The organism is Kitasatospora sp. NPDC023385 (assembly GCF_055664045.1).
Window position 1 is genome coordinate 77,435 of sequence record NZ_JBVOOL010000021.1, and the last position, 17,477, is coordinate 94,911.

A 17,477-nucleotide genomic window follows, 5' to 3' on the forward strand; every position below is an offset into this window, starting at 1 on the left:
CGCCTCCACGACGACTGGGCCGCCGCAGGGGCACCGGAGTCCCGTACGACGGCGGTCCGGCCGCCGTACGGGACTCCGTAGGCACTGCTACTCCGGCGCGGTGTCCGCCGGGTTCTCGTCGTCGTCCGACTCGGCGGACTGGTCCCCGTCGAGCAGCCGGCCGAGCTGGTTGCCCAGGATCCGTTTGAACTTGCGCTGCTGGAACCGCTGGCGGTCGAGGACCGCGACCTCCAGCTGCTCCGGGGTGAGGCTGCGCGGGCTGCCCCCGTTGGGGTCGCGGGCGAGCGAGTCCACCGCGACCGTCACCGCCTCGGTCAGGCTCATGCCCACGCGGTGGCGCTGGCCCAGGTAGTTGCCGATCGAGTCGGCGTTGCCGCCGACCACCACGTAGTTCTTCTCGTCGACGACCGAGCCGTCCGGCGTGAGCCGGTAGATCTGGTCGTTGTCGCTGGTGCGGCCGACCTCGGCCACGATCAGCTCGACCTCGTACGGCTTCTCGCCGACCGAGGAGAAGATGGTGCCCAGGGTCTGGGCGTAGACGTTGGCCAGGCCGCGGGCGGTGACGTCGGCGCGGTCGTAGGAGTAGCCGCGCAGGTCGGCGTAGCGGACGCCGCCGATGCGCAGGTTCTCGAACTCGTTGTAGCGCCCGACCGCCGCGAAGGCGATCTTGTCGTAGATCTCGGAGACCTTGTGGAGCGCCCTGGAGGTGTTCTCGGCGACGAAGACGATGCCGTCGGCGTAGGTGAGCACGACCACGCTGCGACCGCGCGCGATGCCCTTGCGGGCGTACTCCGCGCGGTCCGCCATGGCCTGCTGGGGTGAGACGTAGAACGGTGTCGACACCGGCGGTCGTCCCTTTCCTGTGAGGTGACGGCTAGATCAGCGGGGCCTGCGGGCCGTTGGGGTGGGTCAGGCGCTCGTCGGTGATGGCGACCACGGTCCGCCCGACCTCCGCGTCGGTGAGCCGGCGGAAGCCGTCCTCGGTGATCAGCGAGACGATCGGGAAGATCTTGCGGGCGAGGTCCGGACCGCCGGTGGCGGAGTCGTCGTCGGCCGCGTCGTAGAGGGCCTGGACGACCACGGTCACGGCCTGTTCGGCCGTCAGGTCCTCGCGGTAGAGCTTCTTCATCGAGCCCCGGGCGAAGACCGACCCCGAGCCGGTGGCGGCGAAGCCGCGCTCCTCGGAACGCCCGCCGGTGACGTCGTAGTTGAAGATCCGGCCGCGGCCGAGGTTGAGGTCGTAGCCGGCGAACAGCGGCACCACCGCGAGGCCCTGCATCGCCATGCCCAGGTTGCCCCGGATCATGCTGGTGAGGCGGTTCGCCTTGCCCTCCAGGGAGAGCGTGGCGCCCTCGATCTTCTCGTAGTGCTCCAGCTCCAGTTGGAACAGCCGGACCATCTCGACCGCCAGGCCCGCGGTGCCGGCGATGCCGACCGCGCTGTACTCGTCGGCCGGGAAGACCTTCTCGATGTCGCGCTGGGCGATCACGTTGCCCATCGTCGCCCGGCGGTCACCCGCGATCACCACGCCGCCGTCGAAGATCGCGGCCACGATCGTGGTCCCGTGCGGGGCCTCGACGACGGAGCCCTCGGGGAGCCCGCCGCGGTGGCCCGGGACCAGCTCCGGCCGGTGCTCGGCGAGGAAGTCGAGGAACGAGGACGACCCCGGGGTCAGGAAGGCAGCCGGTAGACGCCCGGTGCCGCGAGTGTTGGCTTCCACACGAATCCTTCCAGGTAGCTTGAAGCGCGCGCTGCCCGCACCCTACCCGCCCGACGATCACTGTCCACGGGGGGAGGGAAGGTGCCGGGCGGTCGGGCGGCGAGCGCCGCCCGACCGCCCTCGACGGTCGCGACCGTGAAATTCCCGATGACCGGGGACAGGTTATTGGCCGCCCTTTTGCACGAAGCCGCGCACGAAATCCTCCGCGTTGGACTCGAGGACTTCGTCGATTTCGTCCAGCACCGCGTCGACGTCGTCGTCCAGCTTTTCCTGGCGTTCCTTGAGGTCGTCGGAATTCTGCGTTTCCGCAACCTGCTCCTCGACCTCCTCGGAGGAGCGGTTTGCCCGCTGCTGGCCGCCGCCGGTGTCCTTGCTCGCCATTTCCCTCACCCCGCTCGAATCGTCTGGCACGGTTTGGTCGGTCGGGTCACTGCTCGCTGCACCGACCCTATACACAAGGTGCGACTGCCGCTCCCGGTTTGCCGGTGGCGCTTCCTGTCCAACACCCGCTGCCACCCCGGATGATTCCCATTCGGCGGACGTTCACCCGTGGTGATCGAAAAGTTACCCGCCGGACAGCACCCGGAGCAGGTCCTCCGCCGTGCGGCAGCGGTCCAGCAGCTCCTTGACGTGGTTGCGGGTGCCGCGCAGCGGCTCCAGCGTGGGCACCCGCTGCAACGAGTCCCGGCCCGGCAGGTCGAAGATGACCGAGTCCCAGGAGGCCGCCGCGACGTGCTCCGCGTACTGCTCCAGGCAGCGCCCGCGGAAGTACGCCCGGGTGTCGTCCGGGGGCTTGGAGACGGCGCGCTCGACCTCCTCCTCGGTCAGCAGCCGCTCGAACCGTCCGCGGGCCACCAGGCGGTTGTAGAGGCCCTTCTCGGGCCGTACGTCGCTGTACTGGAGGTCGACCAGGTGCAGCCGAGGGTTCTCCCACTCCAGGGCGTCCCGGCTGCGGTACCCCTCCAGGATCTCCCGCTTGGCGATCCAGTCCAGCTGCTTCGACAGCGACATCGGGTCGCGCTCGAGCCGGCCCAGGACGTCCTCCCAGCGGGCCAGCACGTCCACGGTCTGCTCGTCCGCGTCGGTGCCGAAGCGGTCCTCGACGTACTTGTGGGCCAGCTCGAAGTACTCGAGCTGCAGCTGGACGGCGGTGAGCTTGCGCCCGTTGCGCAGGGTGATCAGGTGCTTGAGCGTCGGGTCGTGGGAGACCCGGTGGAGGGTGCGCACCGGCTGGTCGACGGCGAGGTCGGAGGCGATGAAGGCGTCCTCGATCATCGACAGGACCAGCGAGGTGGTGCCCAGCTTGAGGTAGGTGGAGATCTCGGAGAGGTTGGCGTCCCCGATGATCACGTGCAGCCGGCGGTACTTCTCGGCGTCGGCGTGCGGCTCGTCCCGGGTGTTGATGATCGGCCGCTTGAGCGTGGTCTCCAGGCCGACCTCGACCTCGAAGTAGTCCGCCCGCTGGCTGATCTGGAAGCCGTGCGCCGAGCCGTCCTGGCCGATGCCGACCCGGCCCGCGCCGGTGACCACCTGGCGGGAGACGAAGAACGGGGTGAGGTGGCGGACGATGTCGGCGAACGGTGTCGCCCGCTTCATCAGGTAGTTCTCGTGGGTGCCGTAGGAGGCGCCCTTGTTGTCGGTGTTGTTCTTGTAGAGGTGGATGGTCTGCCCGTTGGGCAGTTCCAGCGCGCGTTGCGCCGCCGCCGCCATGATCCGCTCGCCGGCCTTGTCCCACAGCACGGCGTCGCGCGGGTTGGTCACCTCGGGCGAGCTGTACTCGGGGTGCGCGTGGTCCACGTAGAACCGGGCCCCGTTGGTGAGGATGACGTTCGCGAGGCCGATGTCCTCGTCGGTCAGCTGGCTGGCGTCCGCGACCTCCCGCGCGAGGTCGAAGCCCCGGGCGTCGCGCAGCGGATTCTCCTCCTCGAAGTCCCAACGGGCCCGCCGTGCCCGGTGCATCGCCGCCGCGTACGCGTTGACGATCTGGGACGAGGTGAGCATGGCGTTGGCGTTGGGGTGCCCGGGCACGGAGATCCCGTACTCGGTCTCGATGCCCATCACGCGCCGTACGGTCATGCGGCCCTCCTTGCCCGGTGCGCCGCCCCCGACGGGCGGCACACGCTGACGTACCGCTGGACTCCACCGGCGCCGGCCGTCTGCCCGCGGCGGTGGGTCGAGCCTAGGACCCGGCGCCGGCCGGCGTACCCCGAGACGCGCCGTCCGGCTGCGGGGCCGCGAGGCGCCACAGCCGGACGGTGTGCGTACAGCTCCGGGGACCGCTGGCGGCCCGGGTGACGGCGTGCTTACAGGTACTGCCCCGTGTTGGCGACGGTGTCGATCGAGCGGCCGGACTCGGCGCCCTGCTTGCCGGTGACCAGCGTGCGGATGAAGACGATCCGCTCGCCCTTCTTGCCGGAGATGCGGGCCCAGTCGTCCGGGTTGGTGGTGTTCGGGAGGTCCTCGTTCTCCTTGAACTCGTCCACGCAGGCGGCGAGCAGGTGGGAGACGCGCAGGCCGCGCTGACCGTGGTCGAGGAAGTCCTTGATGGCCATCTTCTTCGCGCGGTCGACGATGTTCTGGATCATCGCGCCGGAGTTGAAGTCCTTGAAGTACAGGACCTCCTTGTCACCGTTGGCGTAGGTGACCTCCAGGAAGCGGTTCTCCTCGGTCTCGGTGTACATCCGCTCCACGACCGCCTGGATCATCGCGTCCACCGTGGCCTCGACGGAGCTGCCGTGCTCCTTGAGGTCGTCCGGGTGGAAGGGCAGCGAGTCCTTGAGGTACTTGGAGAAGATGTCCTTCGCGGCCTCGGCGTCCGGGCGCTCGATCTTGATCTTGACGTCCAGGCGGCCGGGCCGCAGGATCGCCGGGTCGATCATGTCCTCGCGGTTCGAGGCGCCGATGACGATGACGTTCTCCAGGCCCTCCACGCCGTCGATCTCGGCCAGCAGCTGCGGGACGATGGTGTTCTCCACGTCCGAGCTGACGCCGGAACCGCGGGTGCGGAACAGCGACTCCATCTCGTCGAAGAAGACGATGACGGGCGTGCCCTCGCTCGCCTTCTCCCGGGCGCGCTGGAAGACCAGGCGGATCTGCCGCTCGGTCTCGCCCACGTACTTGTTGAGCAGCTCGGGGCCCTTGATGTTGAGGAAGTAGCTCTTCCCCTGGGGCCGGCCGGTGACCTCGGCGACCTTCTTGGCCAGCGAGTTGGCGACCGCCTTCGCGATCAGCGTCTTGCCGCAGCCGGGCGGGCCGTAGAGCAGGACGCCCTTCGGCGGGCGCAGCTCGTACTCCTTGAAGAGGTCGGCGTGCAGGTAGGGCAGCTCGACCGCGTCGCGGATCTGCTCGATCTGGTTGCTGAGGCCGCCGATCTGGCGGTAGTCGATGTCCGGGACCTCCTCGAGGACCAGCTCCTCGACCTCGGACTTCGGCACGACCTCGTACACGTAGCCGGAGCGGGGCTCCAGCAGCAGGGCGTCCCCCGCCCGGATGGTGAGCTCGCGCAGCGGTTCGGCGAGACGCACCACGCGCTCCTCGTCGGTGTGGCCGAGAACCAGGGCGCGTTCGCCGTCCTCCAGGATCTCCTTGAGGGTGACGATCTCGCCGATGCGCTCGAAGGCCATCGCGTCCACGATGTTGAGGGCCTCGTTGAGCATCACTTCCTGGCCGCGCCGCAGTTCGTCGAGGGCGACGTTGGGGCTGACGTTCACGCGGAGCTTGCGCCCGCCGGTGAAGATGTCGGCGGTGCCGTCCTCGTTGGCCTCGAGGAAGGTGCCGAAACCGGCGGGAGGCTGTGCCAGCCGGTCCACTTCCTCCTTGAGGGCCACGATCTGGTCGCGGGCCTCGCGCAGGGTGGAGGCGAGCCGTTCGTTCTGGGCGGTCACGCCGGCCAGGTTGGTCTGGAGCTCGACGATCCGCTCTTCGAGGATTCTCGAATTGCGCGGCGAGTCGGCGAGCTTGCGGCGCAGCACAGCGATTTCCTGCTCAAGGTACGAGACCTGCGCGGCCTCGTCGGAACCACGAGCGGGCCTGCCGGTACTGCGGTTGTAGTCGTCATCGTGGGCTGCCACGGTCCTCACCTCCTCCGGGGAGCTGGACGCTTCCAGACCCTACCTGGGACCAGGGGTCCGTAAACCCCTAGATCAAGAAAGATGGAACGGGCGTGTCCGATCTTCGCCCCAGCGTGCTTCCCCTCTGCTAAGGGGATACCCACCGCGCACCACCCAAAGCGGGCCAGATGTATCGTCGAGCGAAGTGATATCCGATCGCGACCACCAGTCGAGGTCCGATCGTTGTACGAATGGCGGGATTGCCCCAGGAAAAGGGCGACCCGGGACAGAAACGGCAGGGGACCATGTCGGTGACCGAGCAGACGGCAGCCGAGACCGAGGCGCTGGAGGTGTGGATCGACCAGGATCTGTGCACCGGCGACGGGATCTGCGTGCAGTACGCGCCGGAGGTCTTCGAGCTCGACATCGACGGCCTCGCCTATGTGAAGGGGCCGGACGACGAGTTGCGCCAGCAGCCCGGGGAATCCGCACCGGTGCCGCTGACGCTCCTTCAGGACGTCGTGGAGTCGGCGAAGGACTGCCCCGGCGACTGCATCCACGTGCGCCGGGCCGCCGACCGGGTCGAGGTGTACGGGCCGGACGCCGACTAACCGCGGCGGTCCGTCAGGACAGGCAGGTCCGTCAGGACAGGCAGGTCCGTCAGGTCCGGCTGACCGGGGCGGCGGTCTGGGAGCGGTCCCAGCCGCCGCCCCTGTGCGTCCAGGTGAGGTCGAGTGAGAGGTCGGGCCGGAAGCGCGGCACGTCCTCGCTCGAATACCCCTGCGCGTGGCCGGTGATGGCGCCGTCGGAGCGCACCGTGAGCCGGCTCACGGCGAGGTTCTCGCGCTCGGTGAGCAGGGTGGCCACGACCGCCGGGCGGTCGCCGGGGCCGAAGCCGAGCAGGAAGACGGCGTCCGGCGGGGTGCCGGTGTCGGTGTCGCAGTGCGCGGCGACCACCGTGCCGGGGCGGCCGTCGCCCAGCTGGGCGGGCACGCTGAGCACCGTCCTGACCGGGAACGGGCCGCAGTCCAGTGGGAGTTGGGCCTTGGCCGGGTCGGGGGCGGCGCTCGCGGCGAGGGCCTTGGGGGCGCCGTGGGCGGGCACCGGGGTGCCGGTCGCCGGGGAGGCGGCGAGGGCGGCGCCGACCACCGCGCCGCAGCCGGCCAGGGCGAGGGCCCAGTGCCAGGCGGCGGTGCGCGCGTGCCCGGGCCCGGTGCGGCCCCGCGGGTCTCGCTGTCCAACCGTCGCCGTCGTCCCGACCGCGGTCTCCACCAGGCGTCCCCTCCAGAGCTCCAGGAGCTGAAGTCCGTGTGAGCGAGCATCGTCCCACACGGTCGACGGGGAAATGCCAAGGGGTGGCACGAGATTGCTCGTGCCACCCCGGTACGTGTCGCGGGCTCAGCCCAGGTCGGGCTGCTCGGCCTCGGTGCGGGCGGCCTTGCGGGCGGCGGCGCGCTCGTGCAGGCTCTGTTCGGCCGACCCGCTGTCGTAGTCCTCGCCGTACGCGCCCTTGGCCGGGCGGCGGCGGCGCAGCGGCGGCTCGACGCCGTCCGCCAGGCGGCGGGCGGTGAGCAGGAAGCCGGTGTGGCCGATCATCCGGTGGTCCGGGCGGACGGCCAGGCCCTCCAGGTGCCAGGTGCGGACCATGGTCTCCCAGGCCTGCGGCTCGGTGAAGGTGCCGTGCTCGCGCAGCGCCTCGACGGTCTTGGACATCTGCGTGGTGGTGGCCACGTAGCAGCAGATGAGGCCGCCGGGGACGAGCGCCTTCGAGGCGACGTCCAGGCACTCCCAGGGGGCCAGCATGTCGAGGAGGACGCGGTCGACGTCGGATTCGACCAGGTTGTCCTGGAGGTCGCCGACGGTGAGCTTCCACGCCGGGTGCGGCCCGCCGAAGTAGCGCTCGACGTTGCCCTGGGCGATGTCGGCGAAGTCCTGCCGACGCTCGTAGGAGGCCAGCATGCCGTGCTCGCCGACGGCGCGCAGCAGGTACATGCTGAGCGCGCCCGAGCCGACGCCGGCCTCGACCACGCGGGCGCCGGCGAAGATGTCGGCCATGGCCAGGATCTGCCCCGCGTCCTTGGGGTAGATCACGGCGGCGCCGCGAGGCATGGACAGGACGTAGTCGGGGAGCAGGGGGCGCAGCGCGAGGTACGGGACGTTCCCCGTGGTGCGCACGACCGTGCCTTCGGGGGCGCCGATCAGCTCGTCGTGGGGGAACGCACCCTTGTGGGTGTGGAACTGGTTCCCGGCCTGGAGCGTGAACGTGTAGTGGCGACCCTTGGGGTCGGTCAGCTGGACCTGGTCCCCGACCTGGAAGGGCCCGCGTCGGCGGGCGGCACCGGTCGGTTCGGACATACGGACAATCCTAAGGGAAGCGGAGCCTCCCGCCCGACCACGCCCGGAGCGGGGGACGGGTCACCTGCCGGCGACCGCCGCGCTCAGCCGCCGCTCGATGTCCGTCAGGGCCGCGACGCCGTACACCCGGCCGTCCGCCTCGACCACCAGGTACTCCCCCGCCGGGGCGGCCTGGACGGCCCGCAGCAGGTCCTCGCCGCGCAGGTCGGCGTCCAGCCGCAGCCCGGCCTCGAGGTCGCGGGCGAGCGGGCCGACGGCCACCCAGGGGCGGCGGTGCTCGGGTACGGCCCGTACCGCGGACTCGCGGACGATGGCGATCGGCTCGCCCCGGCCGTCCACCACGACCACCGCGCCGGCCCGGGCCTCGTGGGCGCGGCGCATCGCCTCGCCGAGCGGGGTGTCGGCGGTGACCTCGACGACCCGGCGGGCGAGGTCGCGCAGCCGCAGGTCGGGCAGCGCCTCCTTGAGCCGGGCGTTGCGCACGCTGCCGGTTGCGCCGTTCCAGATGATCGCGGCGAGCACGGCGGCCAGCACCGCGTCCACCAGGGTGTCGGTGGTGGTGCGCTCGCTCCCGCGGGCGGCGCTGACCAGCGGCAGGCCGAACAGCACGGCGATCGCCAGTGCCCGGCCGACCCAGGCGGCGGCCACCGTGCCGGTCATCGGCTTCCCGGTGACCGCCCAGATGACGGCGCGCAGCATCCGCCCGCCGTCCAGCGGCAGGCCGGGCAGCAGGTTGAAGGCGGCGACCACCAGGTTGGAGACCATCAGGCCGGTCAGCAGCACGCCGGGTACGGAGGTGAGCTCCACGGCCCGCACGGCGAGGTAGAGGACGCCGCCGAGCGCGAGCGAGAGCAGCGGGCCGACGAAGGCCAGCCAGAACTCGCGCCAGGGCGTGGGGGCCTCGTTCTCGATCTCGGAGACGCCGCCGAAGAACTGCAGCTGGATCCGCCGCACCCCGAGCCGGTAGCGCAGCGCGACCAGGGTGTGGGCGAGCTCGTGCACCAGGACGGAGGCGTAGAAGGCGACCGCGAAGGAGAACGCGACCAGGTAGCGGACGCCGCCGAGGTCGGGCAGCACGTCGCCGAGCTGTCCGCCGAACACCCAGGTGATCAGCGCGGCGATGACGAACCAGGAGGGGGTGACGTAGACGGGCACGCCGAAGGGCCGGCCCATCAGGAGGCCGCCGCCGCGCTCCGGCGGCGGTTCGTCGGGTCGTCCGCCGTCGTCCTGCGGTGGCTGTTCGGAGGTCTGCTGCCCCCTGCTGTCGCTCACCGTGATCCCTTCGGTCGTCTCCCCCGTCGTGCCCCGGTGCGCCCACGCTACGTGATCTCGGCGCTGCGGCGGCGTGCGGCCCTCTTCCTGCCTCATACCCACTGCGCGGGCCGCGGTGGCAGCACGGTGGCAGCAGGATGACAGGAAAGGGCAATAGGGTCGTAGGCATGCAGCAGACCGACACCACCAGTGCCACCGGGGTTCCGGTGCGGCCGGCGGCGCCCCCGACCGGCCTGTCCCCGTCCCGGGCCGGGGACTTCCTGACCTGCCCCCTGCTGTACCGGCTGCGGGTGATCGACCGGCTGCCCGAGCCGCCGAGCGCGGCGGCCACCAGGGGCACGCTGGTGCACGCGGTGCTGGAGCGGCTCTTCGACAGCCCGGCGGCCGATCGGACGCCGGAGCGGGCGCTGGGCCTGCTGCGCCCCCAGTGGGAGCGGCTGCTCGGGGAGCGGCCGGAGCTGGGCTCGTTGTTCCCGGAGGATCCGGACGGCGCGGCGCTGACCCACTGGCTGGCGGACGCCGAGAAGCTGGTCGGCCAGTGGTTCCGGCTGGAGGACCCGACCCGGCTGCACCCGGTGGAGCGGGAGCTGTACGTGGAGACGGCCCTGGACTCGGGGCTGCTGCTGCGCGGCTACATCGACCGGGTGGACGTCGCCCCGACCGGTGAGGTCCGGCTGGTGGACTACAAGACCGGCCGGGCGCCCTCGCGGGACTTCGAGGGCAAGGCGATGTTCCAGATGAAGTTCTACGCGCTGGTGGTGTGGCGGTGGAAGGGCGTGATCCCCAAGCGCCTCCAGCTGGTCTACCTCGGCGGCGGCGGGAACGTGGTCAGCTACGACCCGGACCAGGCCGACCTGCTCGCGGTGGAGCGCAAGCTGCAGGCGCTGTGGGAGCGGATCAGCCAGGCGGTGGCCACGGGGGACTTCCCGGCCACCCGCAACCGCCTCTGCGACTGGTGCGACCACCAGGCCAGCTGCCCGGAGTTCGGTGGCACCCCGCCGCCGTACCCGCTGGCCCGTACGTCTGATGAAGACGATCCCACGGGGGATCCGAGGAGCAAGGAGTCCTAGTGACGATCCGAGTGCTGCTGGTCGACGACCAGCCGCTGCTGCGCACCGGTTTCCGGATGATCCTGGAGGCCGAGTCCGACCTGGTGGTGGTCGGAGAGGCCGGCGACGGTCAGCAGGCGCTGGACCAGGTGCGGGCCCTGCAGCCCGACGTGGTGCTGATGGACATCCGGATGCCCAGGATGGACGGCGTCGAGGCGACCCGCCGGATCGCCGGCCCGGGGCGGGACGGACCGGCCAAGGTGCTGGTGCTGACCACCTTCGACCTGGACGAGTACGTGGTGGAGGCGCTGCGCGCGGGCGCCAGCGGCTTCCTGCTGAAGGACGTCCCGGCCGAGGAGCTGGTGCAGGCGATCCGGGTGGTCGCCGACGGCGCGGCGATGCTGGCGCCGAGCATCACCCGCCGGCTGCTGGACATGTACGCCACCAAGCTGCCCTCGGGCGACGAGACGCCGCCGCAGGCGCTGGGCGCGCTGACCGAGCGTGAGCTGGAGGTGCTGAAGCTGGTGGCGCGCGGGCTGTCGAACGCGGAGATCGCGGCCGAGCTGTTCGTCAGCGAGACCACGGTGAAGACCCACGTCGGCCATGTGCTGACCAAGCTCCAGCTGCGCGACCGGGTGCAGGCGGCGGTGTACGCCTACGAGAGCGGGCTGGTGCGCCCGGGCGCCCTGTAGCGGCCCTCCCGCGGCCCGCGGTGGCCCGCGCGAACGTGACGGCGGCCCGTCCGCTCCCCCCGTGGCGACGAGGGGGAGCGGACGGGCCGCCGTGGTGCGGGGGCTACTTGCCGGTCCGGCTGATCTCCCAGAAGCGGAAGAAGCCGGTGGTGTCGACGGTGGACTCGACTCCGGTGACGTACGAACGCGCCGCGTAGAAGGCCTTGTTCTGGTACAGCGGGATCAGCGGCACGTTCTCGGCCTCGATCTGCTGGATCTGCGCGTAGCCGGCCGCGGCGGCGCTGCGGTCGGCCTGCTTGAGGCCGTCCGGCACCAGCTTCCCGCTGATCCGCGGGTCGTCCCAACCGTGGTGGTAGGCGCCGCCGTTGACGAGCAGTGGGGCGATGTAGTTGTCCGGGTCCGGGTAGTCGGCGAACCAGCCGATGACGTACGCCTGGTACTTCCCCTCGGCCCAGCCCTTCTTGAAGGCGTCCCAGTCCGGCTCCTGCTGGACCGTGACCTGGAAGAGGCCGCCGGCCTCCAGCTGCTTCTTCAGCGTGTCGGCCTCGTTGCTGCCGGCCCGCGAGCGGGACCAGGTGAGGGTGAGCTTGACCGGGGTCTGGACCTTGGCGTCGGTGAGGATCTTCTTGGCCTTGGCCGCGTCCTGGTCGCCGTAGCGGTCGAAGAAGGCGGTGGTGTGGCCGGTGACGCCGGCCGGGACCATGGCGTACAGCGGCTGGACGGTCCGGGCGAAGACGTCGCGGGCGAGCGCCTTGCGGTCCACCAGCTGCGCGGCGGCCTGGCGGACGGCGACGTTGCCGCCGACCGGGTCCTTGGTGTTGAAGACCAGCGAGCGGGTGTCGTTGCTGTCGCCCTCGGTCACCTGCAGGTCGGTCTTGCCGGTCTGCTGGTCGGAGAGGACCTGCGCGGCGGTGTTCGGCTCCAGGCTGGTGTCGGTGAGGTCGACGTCGGACTTGTCCAGCGCGGCCTTCAGGTCCTCGGTCTTGTCGAAGTACCGCACGGTGAACTTGGAGTTCCGCAGCTTGGCGTCGCCGCCGTACTTGTCGTTGGGCGACAGGACGACCTTGCCCAGCTGCTTGCCGCCGGTCAGGTTCTCGACCGAGTCGAGGCGGTACGGGCCGGAGCCGACCTGCTTGTCGTTGGGCAGCGCCTTGTCGGCCGGGTAGACCTGGTGGTCCACGATGGCGCCGGCCGGGGTGGCCAGCTTGGCCGGCAGGGTGGCGTCGGGCGCGGTGAGGTGGAAGGTGACCTCGGTGTCGCCCTTGGCCTCGACGGACTTGATCGAGGAGAGCAGGGAGACCGGGCCGTTCTCGTCGTTGATCTTCCTGGTGCGCTCGATCGAGAAGACCACGTCCTCGGCCGTCAGCGGGTGGCCGTTCGAGAACTTCAGCCCGGGCCGCAGGGTGCAGTGGTACTCGGTGGCCTCGCTGCCGGTGAACTCGCAGGACTGCGCGGCGTCCGGGGTGGGCGTGCTGGCGGCGGCCGGGAAGGTCAGCAGCGACTGGAAGGTGTTGCGCAGGATCAGCCAGGAGCCGGAGTCGTAGGAGGTCGCCGGGTCCAGCGTGCCGGTCAGCTGGCTGGTGCCCATGGTGATCGACTTGCCGCTGTCCCCCTTCACGGCATCGGTCACCGATCCGCAGCCGGCCACCGTCACGGCGACCAGACCGGCACAGCCGAGTACGGCGAGGCGTTCACCTGAAGTCTTCACGGGGCGCGTCCTTATCGGTGGCACGAAACCCGAGTAGCGTGCCATATCGAACACGCACGACCGATACCCGTGCAGATGACGTTTGGGACACGACAGTCCGGGGCATCTCGGCGCACCCGACGAGATGTCAGCCAATGCCCGTTTTCTCCCCGGCTCCCCTTCGGCCGGGGGCACTTACGGCCATCTACCGGCCGGTAGGGCCGAACTGCAATGAGAGGACAATCACACTCGCGAGGCCACCAGCGAGCGCAGCAGGTCGAGGTCGACCCGCTCCAGCGACGGCAGCACCAGCCGCCCGGGGGCCGGCTCGATCGCCGCCACCGAGGGCACCGCGATCACCGGGCAGCCGGCCGCCTCACCCGCGCGCACCCCGGTCGGGGTGTCCTCGACCACCACGCAGCGGCCCGGCTCCGCGCCCAGCCGGCGGGCCGCCTCCAGGTACGGGTCCGGGAACGGCTTGGTGCGCGGCACCTCGTCCCCGCCGATGGTGAAGGCGAAGTGGTGGGCACCCAGCGAACGCAGCACGATGTCGATCACGTGCCGGTGCGAGGCGGACACCATGGCCGCCGGGATCCCATGCGCGGCAAGGGTGTTGAGGAGGCGTTCGGCGCCGGGCATCAGCGGCACGCCGCCGGCCAGCAGGTCCACGAAGCGCTGGTTGACCAGCACGCCCAGGTCGGCCGGCGCGATGTCCACGCCGGTCCGGGCGACCAGGTAGTCCATCACCCGGGTCATCGGGCCGCCGACCACGTGCGCGCGGTCCGCCTCGTCCAGCTCGTGGCCCAGCTCGGCGAAGAGCGAGACCTCGGCCTGCCACCAGAAGTCCTCGGTGTCCACCAGCGTGCCGTCCATGTCCAGCAGCACCGCCTGCAGACCGCGGTCGTCCCCGTGGTCGAGGATGCGGGTGGCGGTGGGGCTGGTGGTCATGGTCGACGTCCTTCCGGCAGGCCCCGGGCAGCCCCGGGGATGGCAGGGGCCGGCCCGCTGGTGAGCGGACCGGCCCGTTCAGGATCATCCAGGATACGCCCGCTTCGTCCGGAAAGAGCGAACGGAGCGCGACGTGGGAGTTACCGGGCGTTGAAGTACTTCGCCTCCGGGTGGTGGATCACGATCGCGTCGGTGGACTGCTCCGGGTGCAGCTGGAACTCCTCGGAGAGCACCACGCCGATCCGCTCGGGCTTCAGCAGCTCGGCGATCTTGGCGCGGTCCTCCAGCTCGGGGCAGGCCCCGTAGCCGAGCGAGAACCGGGCGCCCCGGTACTTGAGCGCGAACATGTCCTTGACGTCCTGCGGGTCCTCGCCGGAGAAGCCCAGCTCGTAGCGGACCCGGGCGTGCCAGAACTCGGCCAGCGCCTCGGCCAGTTGCACCGAGAGGCCGTGCAGTTCCAGGTAGTCGCGGTAGGAGTTCCCGGCGAACAGCTCGTTGGCCGCCTCCGAGATCCGGTTGCCCATGGTGACCACCTGCAGGCCGACGACGTCCCGCACGCCGGACTCCTCCGGGCGGAAGAAGTCGGCCAGGCAGAGCCGGCGGCCGCGGCGCTGGCGCGGGAAGGTGAAGCGGGTGCGCTCGGTGCCGTCCTCGTGGAAGACGATCAGGTCGTCGCCCTTGGAGTTGGCCGGGTAGTAGCCGTAGACCACGGCCGCCTCCAGCCAGCCCTCGGTCTGCAGCCGGTCCAGCCAGGCCCGCAGCCGCGGCCGGCCCTCCGTCTCCACCAGCTCCTCGTACGAGGGGCCGTCGCCGGCGCGGGCGGCCTTCAGCCCCCACTGCCCCTTGAACAGCGCGTCCTCGTCCAGCCAGGAGGCGTAGTCGGCGAACGGGATGCCCTTGACGATCCGGTCGCCCCAGAACGGCGGGGTGGGCACGGGGTTGTCCACCGTGACGTCCGAGCGGATCTGGCCGAGGTTGACCTCCGGCTCCGGCTCCGCCACCTCGACCCGGGCGTGCCGGCGCTGCTTGAGCTCCGGCAGGGTCGCGCCGGGCACGCCGCGCTTGACCGCGATCAGCGCGTCCATCAGCCGCAGGCCCTCGAAGGCGTCCCGGGCGTAGCGGACCTCGCCCTCGTAGATCTCGTGCAGGTCCTGCTCGACGTAGGCCCGGGTGAGCGCGGCGCCCCCGAGGATCACCGGGTAGCTGGCGGCCAGCTTGCGCTGGTTGAGCTCCTCCAGGTTCTCCTTCATGATCACGGTCGACTTCACCAGCAGGCCGGACATCCCGATGACGTCCGCCCGGTGCTCCTGCGCGGCGTCCAGGATCGCCGAGACCGGCTGCTTGATGCCCAGGTTGACCACGTTGTAGCCGTTGTTGGACAGGATGATGTCGACCAGGTTCTTGCCGATGTCGTGGACGTCGCCCTTGACGGTCGCCAGCACGATGGTGCCCTTGCCCTCGTTGTCGGACTTCTCCATGTGCGGCTCCAGGTGGGCCACCGCGGTCTTCATCACCTCGGCGGACTGGAGCACGAACGGCAGCTGCATCTGGCCGGAGCCGAACAGCTCGCCGACCACCTTCATGCCGGCCAGCAGGGTGTCGTTGATGATCTCCAGCGCCGGGCGCCCGGCCAGCGCCTCGTCCAGGTCGGCCTCCAGGCCGGCCCGCTCGCCGTCGATGATCCGGCGCTGCAGCCGCTCCTCCAGCGGGAGCGCGGCCAGCTCCTCGGCCTTGGAGGCCTTGACCGAGGCCGAGGAGACGCCGTCGAACAGCTCCAGCAGGCGCTGCAGCGGGTCGTAGCCGTCCCGGCGGCGGTCGTAGACCAGGTCGAGGGCGACCTCCCGCTGGTCCTCGGGGATCCGGGAGATCGGCAGGATCTTGGAGGCGTGCACGATCGCCGAGTCCAGGCCGGCCTCCACGCACTCGTGCAGGAAGACCGAGTTGAGCACCACGCGGGCGGCCGGGTTGAGGCCGAAGGAGATGTTGGACAGGCCGAGCGTGGTCTGCACGTCCGGGCGGCGGCGCTTGAGCTCGCGGATCGCCTCGATGGTCTCGATGCCGTCCCGGCGGGACTCCTCCTGGCCGGTCGCCAGAGTGAAGGTGAGGCAGTCGACCAGGATCGAGCCCTCGTCGATGCCGTAGTCGGTGGTGAGCTCGGCGATCAGCCGCTCGGCGATCTCCACCTTCGCGTCGGCGGTGCGGGCCTGGCCCTGCTCGTCGATGGTGAGGGCGATCAGGCCGGCGCCGTGCTCGCGGGCCAGCGAGGCGATCCGGCCGAAGCGGGAGTCCGGGCTGTTGCCGTCCTCGTAGTTGACCGAGTTGAGCACCGCGCGGCCGCCGAGGGCCTCCAGGCCGGCCCGCAGGACGTCCGGCTCGGTGGAGTCCAGCACGATCGGCAGGGTGGAGGCGGTGGCCAGGCGGCCGGCGATCTCCTTCATGTCGGCGACGCCGTCGCGGCCGACGTAGTCCACGCAGAGGTCCAGCAGGTGGGAGCCGTCCCGGATCTGGTCGCGGGCGATCTCCACGCAGGCCTGCCAGTCGCCGGCCAGCATCGACTCGCGGAACTTCTTCGAGCCGTTGGCGTTGGTGCGCTCGCCGATCGCCAGGTACGAGGTGTCCTGGCGGAACGGCACCGCCTGGTACAGCGAGGCCGCCGAGGGCTCGGGCTGCGGCTCGCGCGCGGCGACCGGCCGGCCCTGGACCCGCTCGACCACCTGGCGCAGGTGCTCGGGCGTGGTGCCGCAGCAGCCGCCGACCAGCGAGAGGCCGTACTCGCGGGTGAACACGTCGTGGGCGTCGGCCAGTTCGGCCGGGCTGAGCGGGTAGTGGGCGCCGTCCTTGCCGAGCACCGGCAGGCCCGCGTTCGGCATGCAGGACAGGCCGATCCGGGCGTTCTTGGCCAGGTAGCGCAGGTGCTCGCTCATCTCGGCCGGGCCGGTGGCGCAGTTCAGGCCGATGTAGTCGACGCCGAGCGGCTCCAGGGCGGTGAGCGCGGCGCCGATCTCGGAGCCGAGCAGCATGGTGCCGGTGGTCTCCACCGTCACCTGCACCAGCACCGGCAGGTCCAGCCCGGCCTCGGCCAGGGCGCGCTTGGAGCCGAGGATGGCGGCCTTGGTCTGCAGCAGGTCCTGGCTGGTCTCGACCAGCAGGGCGTCGGCGCCGCCGGCGATCAGGCCGGCCGCGTTCTGCCGGAAGCCGTCGCGCAGCGTCGCGTACGGGGCGTGGCCGAGGGTCGGCAGCTTGGTGCCGGGGCCGATCGAGCCGAGCACCCAGCGGGTGCGGCCGTCCGCCGCGCTGTGGGCGTCGGCCACCTCGCGGGCGATCCGGGCGCCGGCCTCGGACAGCTCGAAGATCCGGTCCGGGATGTCGTACTCGCCGAGCGCGGAGAAGTTGGCGCCGAACGTGTTGGTCTCCACGCAGTCCACGCCCACGCCGAAGTAGGCCTCGTGGACGGAGCGGACGATGTCGGGCCGGGTCGTGTTGAGGACCTCGTTGCACCCTTCGAGGTTCTGGAAGTCCTCCAGCGTCGGGTCCTGCGCCTGGAGCATGGTGCCCATCGCACCATCGGCGACCACCACCCGGGTGGCGAGCGCTTCGCGCAGCGCGTTCGCGCGGCTCTGCTGAGTGACGGACGGGTCGGCTGCAGTGGCCATGGGGCTTCTCCCTGGTGCGACGGCTGTCGGCTTTGCACGCCCGCTTGGTCGG

14 protein-coding genes are annotated in these 17,477 nt (G+C 71.0%); 3 read left to right on the plus strand and 11 right to left on the minus strand.

Going from position 1 to position 17,477, the window contains the following annotated elements; all coding sequences use genetic code 11:
- Positions 1-87: 87 nt before the first annotated feature.
- The 5 genes from prcA to arc form a co-directional block, all read right to left on the minus strand.
- On the minus strand, positions 88-843 hold the full coding sequence (gene prcA / locus AC0B61_RS27820; protein WP_471743731.1) for a proteasome subunit alpha: 756 nt from the start codon (positions 841-843) through the stop codon (positions 88-90).
- A gap of 31 nt (positions 844-874) precedes the next feature.
- Positions 875-1,720, minus strand: coding sequence for a proteasome subunit beta (prcB, locus tag AC0B61_RS27825; protein WP_471743733.1), 846 nt, complete (start codon positions 1,718-1,720; stop codon positions 875-877).
- Positions 1,721-1,882: 162 nt separating this feature from the next.
- Positions 1,883-2,101 carry a ubiquitin-like protein Pup gene (locus AC0B61_RS27830; protein WP_329928645.1) on the minus strand — a complete coding sequence of 73 codons (219 nt, stop codon included), beginning with the start codon at positions 2,099-2,101 and terminating at the stop codon, positions 1,883-1,885.
- Positions 2,102-2,284: 183 nt separating this feature from the next.
- Entirely contained in the window at positions 2,285-3,796 is a 1,512-nt protein-coding gene (gene dop, locus AC0B61_RS27835; RefSeq protein ID WP_471743735.1) for a depupylase/deamidase Dop, read from the minus strand.
- 227 nt (positions 3,797-4,023) lie between these two features.
- Positions 4,024-5,790, minus strand: a complete 1,767-nt coding sequence (gene arc, locus AC0B61_RS27840) for a proteasome ATPase (RefSeq protein WP_471743737.1) — start codon at positions 5,788-5,790, stop codon at positions 4,024-4,026.
- Between the two features lie 284 nt (positions 5,791-6,074).
- On the opposite strand from arc, the gene AC0B61_RS27845 reads away from it, so the two are divergent.
- A complete protein-coding gene (locus AC0B61_RS27845; RefSeq protein WP_471743739.1) occupies positions 6,075-6,380 on the plus strand; it encodes a ferredoxin in 306 nt (101 codons plus the stop codon).
- A 49-nt stretch (positions 6,381-6,429) separates the two neighbouring features.
- Here AC0B61_RS27845 and AC0B61_RS27850 read toward each other — a convergent pair whose 3' ends face one another.
- From AC0B61_RS27850 to AC0B61_RS27860, 3 genes are all read right to left on the minus strand, one after another.
- Entirely contained in the window at positions 6,430-7,041 is a 612-nt protein-coding gene (locus tag AC0B61_RS27850) for a hypothetical protein (protein ID WP_471743741.1), read from the minus strand.
- A 126-nt stretch (positions 7,042-7,167) separates the two neighbouring features.
- Positions 7,168-8,124 (minus strand): tRNA (adenine-N1)-methyltransferase, encoded by a 957-nt coding sequence (locus AC0B61_RS27855; protein WP_471743743.1) that lies wholly within the window; start codon positions 8,122-8,124, stop codon positions 7,168-7,170.
- 60 nt (positions 8,125-8,184) lie between these two features.
- Positions 8,185-9,396, minus strand: a complete 1,212-nt coding sequence (locus AC0B61_RS27860) for a site-2 protease family protein (RefSeq protein WP_471743745.1) — start codon at positions 9,394-9,396, stop codon at positions 8,185-8,187.
- A 167-nt stretch (positions 9,397-9,563) separates the two neighbouring features.
- On the opposite strand from AC0B61_RS27860, the gene AC0B61_RS27865 reads away from it, so the two are divergent.
- Together AC0B61_RS27865 and AC0B61_RS27870 are read left to right on the plus strand one after the other, a co-directional pair.
- On the plus strand, positions 9,564-10,466 hold the full coding sequence (locus AC0B61_RS27865) for a RecB family exonuclease (protein WP_471743747.1): 903 nt from the start codon (positions 9,564-9,566) through the stop codon (positions 10,464-10,466).
- On the plus strand, positions 10,466-11,137 hold the full coding sequence (locus AC0B61_RS27870) for a response regulator (protein ID WP_471743749.1): 672 nt from the start codon (positions 10,466-10,468) through the stop codon (positions 11,135-11,137). Before AC0B61_RS27865 ends, AC0B61_RS27870 begins: the two co-directional genes overlap by 1 nt.
- 103 nt (positions 11,138-11,240) lie before the next feature.
- Here the strand turns inward: AC0B61_RS27870 and AC0B61_RS27875 are convergent, their stop codons facing one another.
- From AC0B61_RS27875 to metH, 3 genes are all read right to left on the minus strand, one after another.
- Positions 11,241-12,845 carry an ABC transporter substrate-binding protein gene (locus AC0B61_RS27875; RefSeq protein WP_471743751.1) on the minus strand — a complete coding sequence of 535 codons (1,605 nt, stop codon included), beginning with the start codon at positions 12,843-12,845 and terminating at the stop codon, positions 11,241-11,243.
- Between the two features lie 222 nt (positions 12,846-13,067).
- Positions 13,068-13,772, minus strand: coding sequence for an HAD family hydrolase (locus AC0B61_RS27880; RefSeq protein ID WP_471743753.1), 705 nt, complete (start codon positions 13,770-13,772; stop codon positions 13,068-13,070).
- 140 nt (positions 13,773-13,912) lie between these two features.
- The gene (gene metH, locus AC0B61_RS27885; protein ID WP_471743755.1) at positions 13,913-17,425 is read right to left on the minus strand and encodes a methionine synthase; all 3,513 of its coding nucleotides are present in this window, start codon (positions 17,423-17,425) and stop codon (positions 13,913-13,915) included.
- Positions 17,426-17,477: the final 52 nt, after the last annotated feature.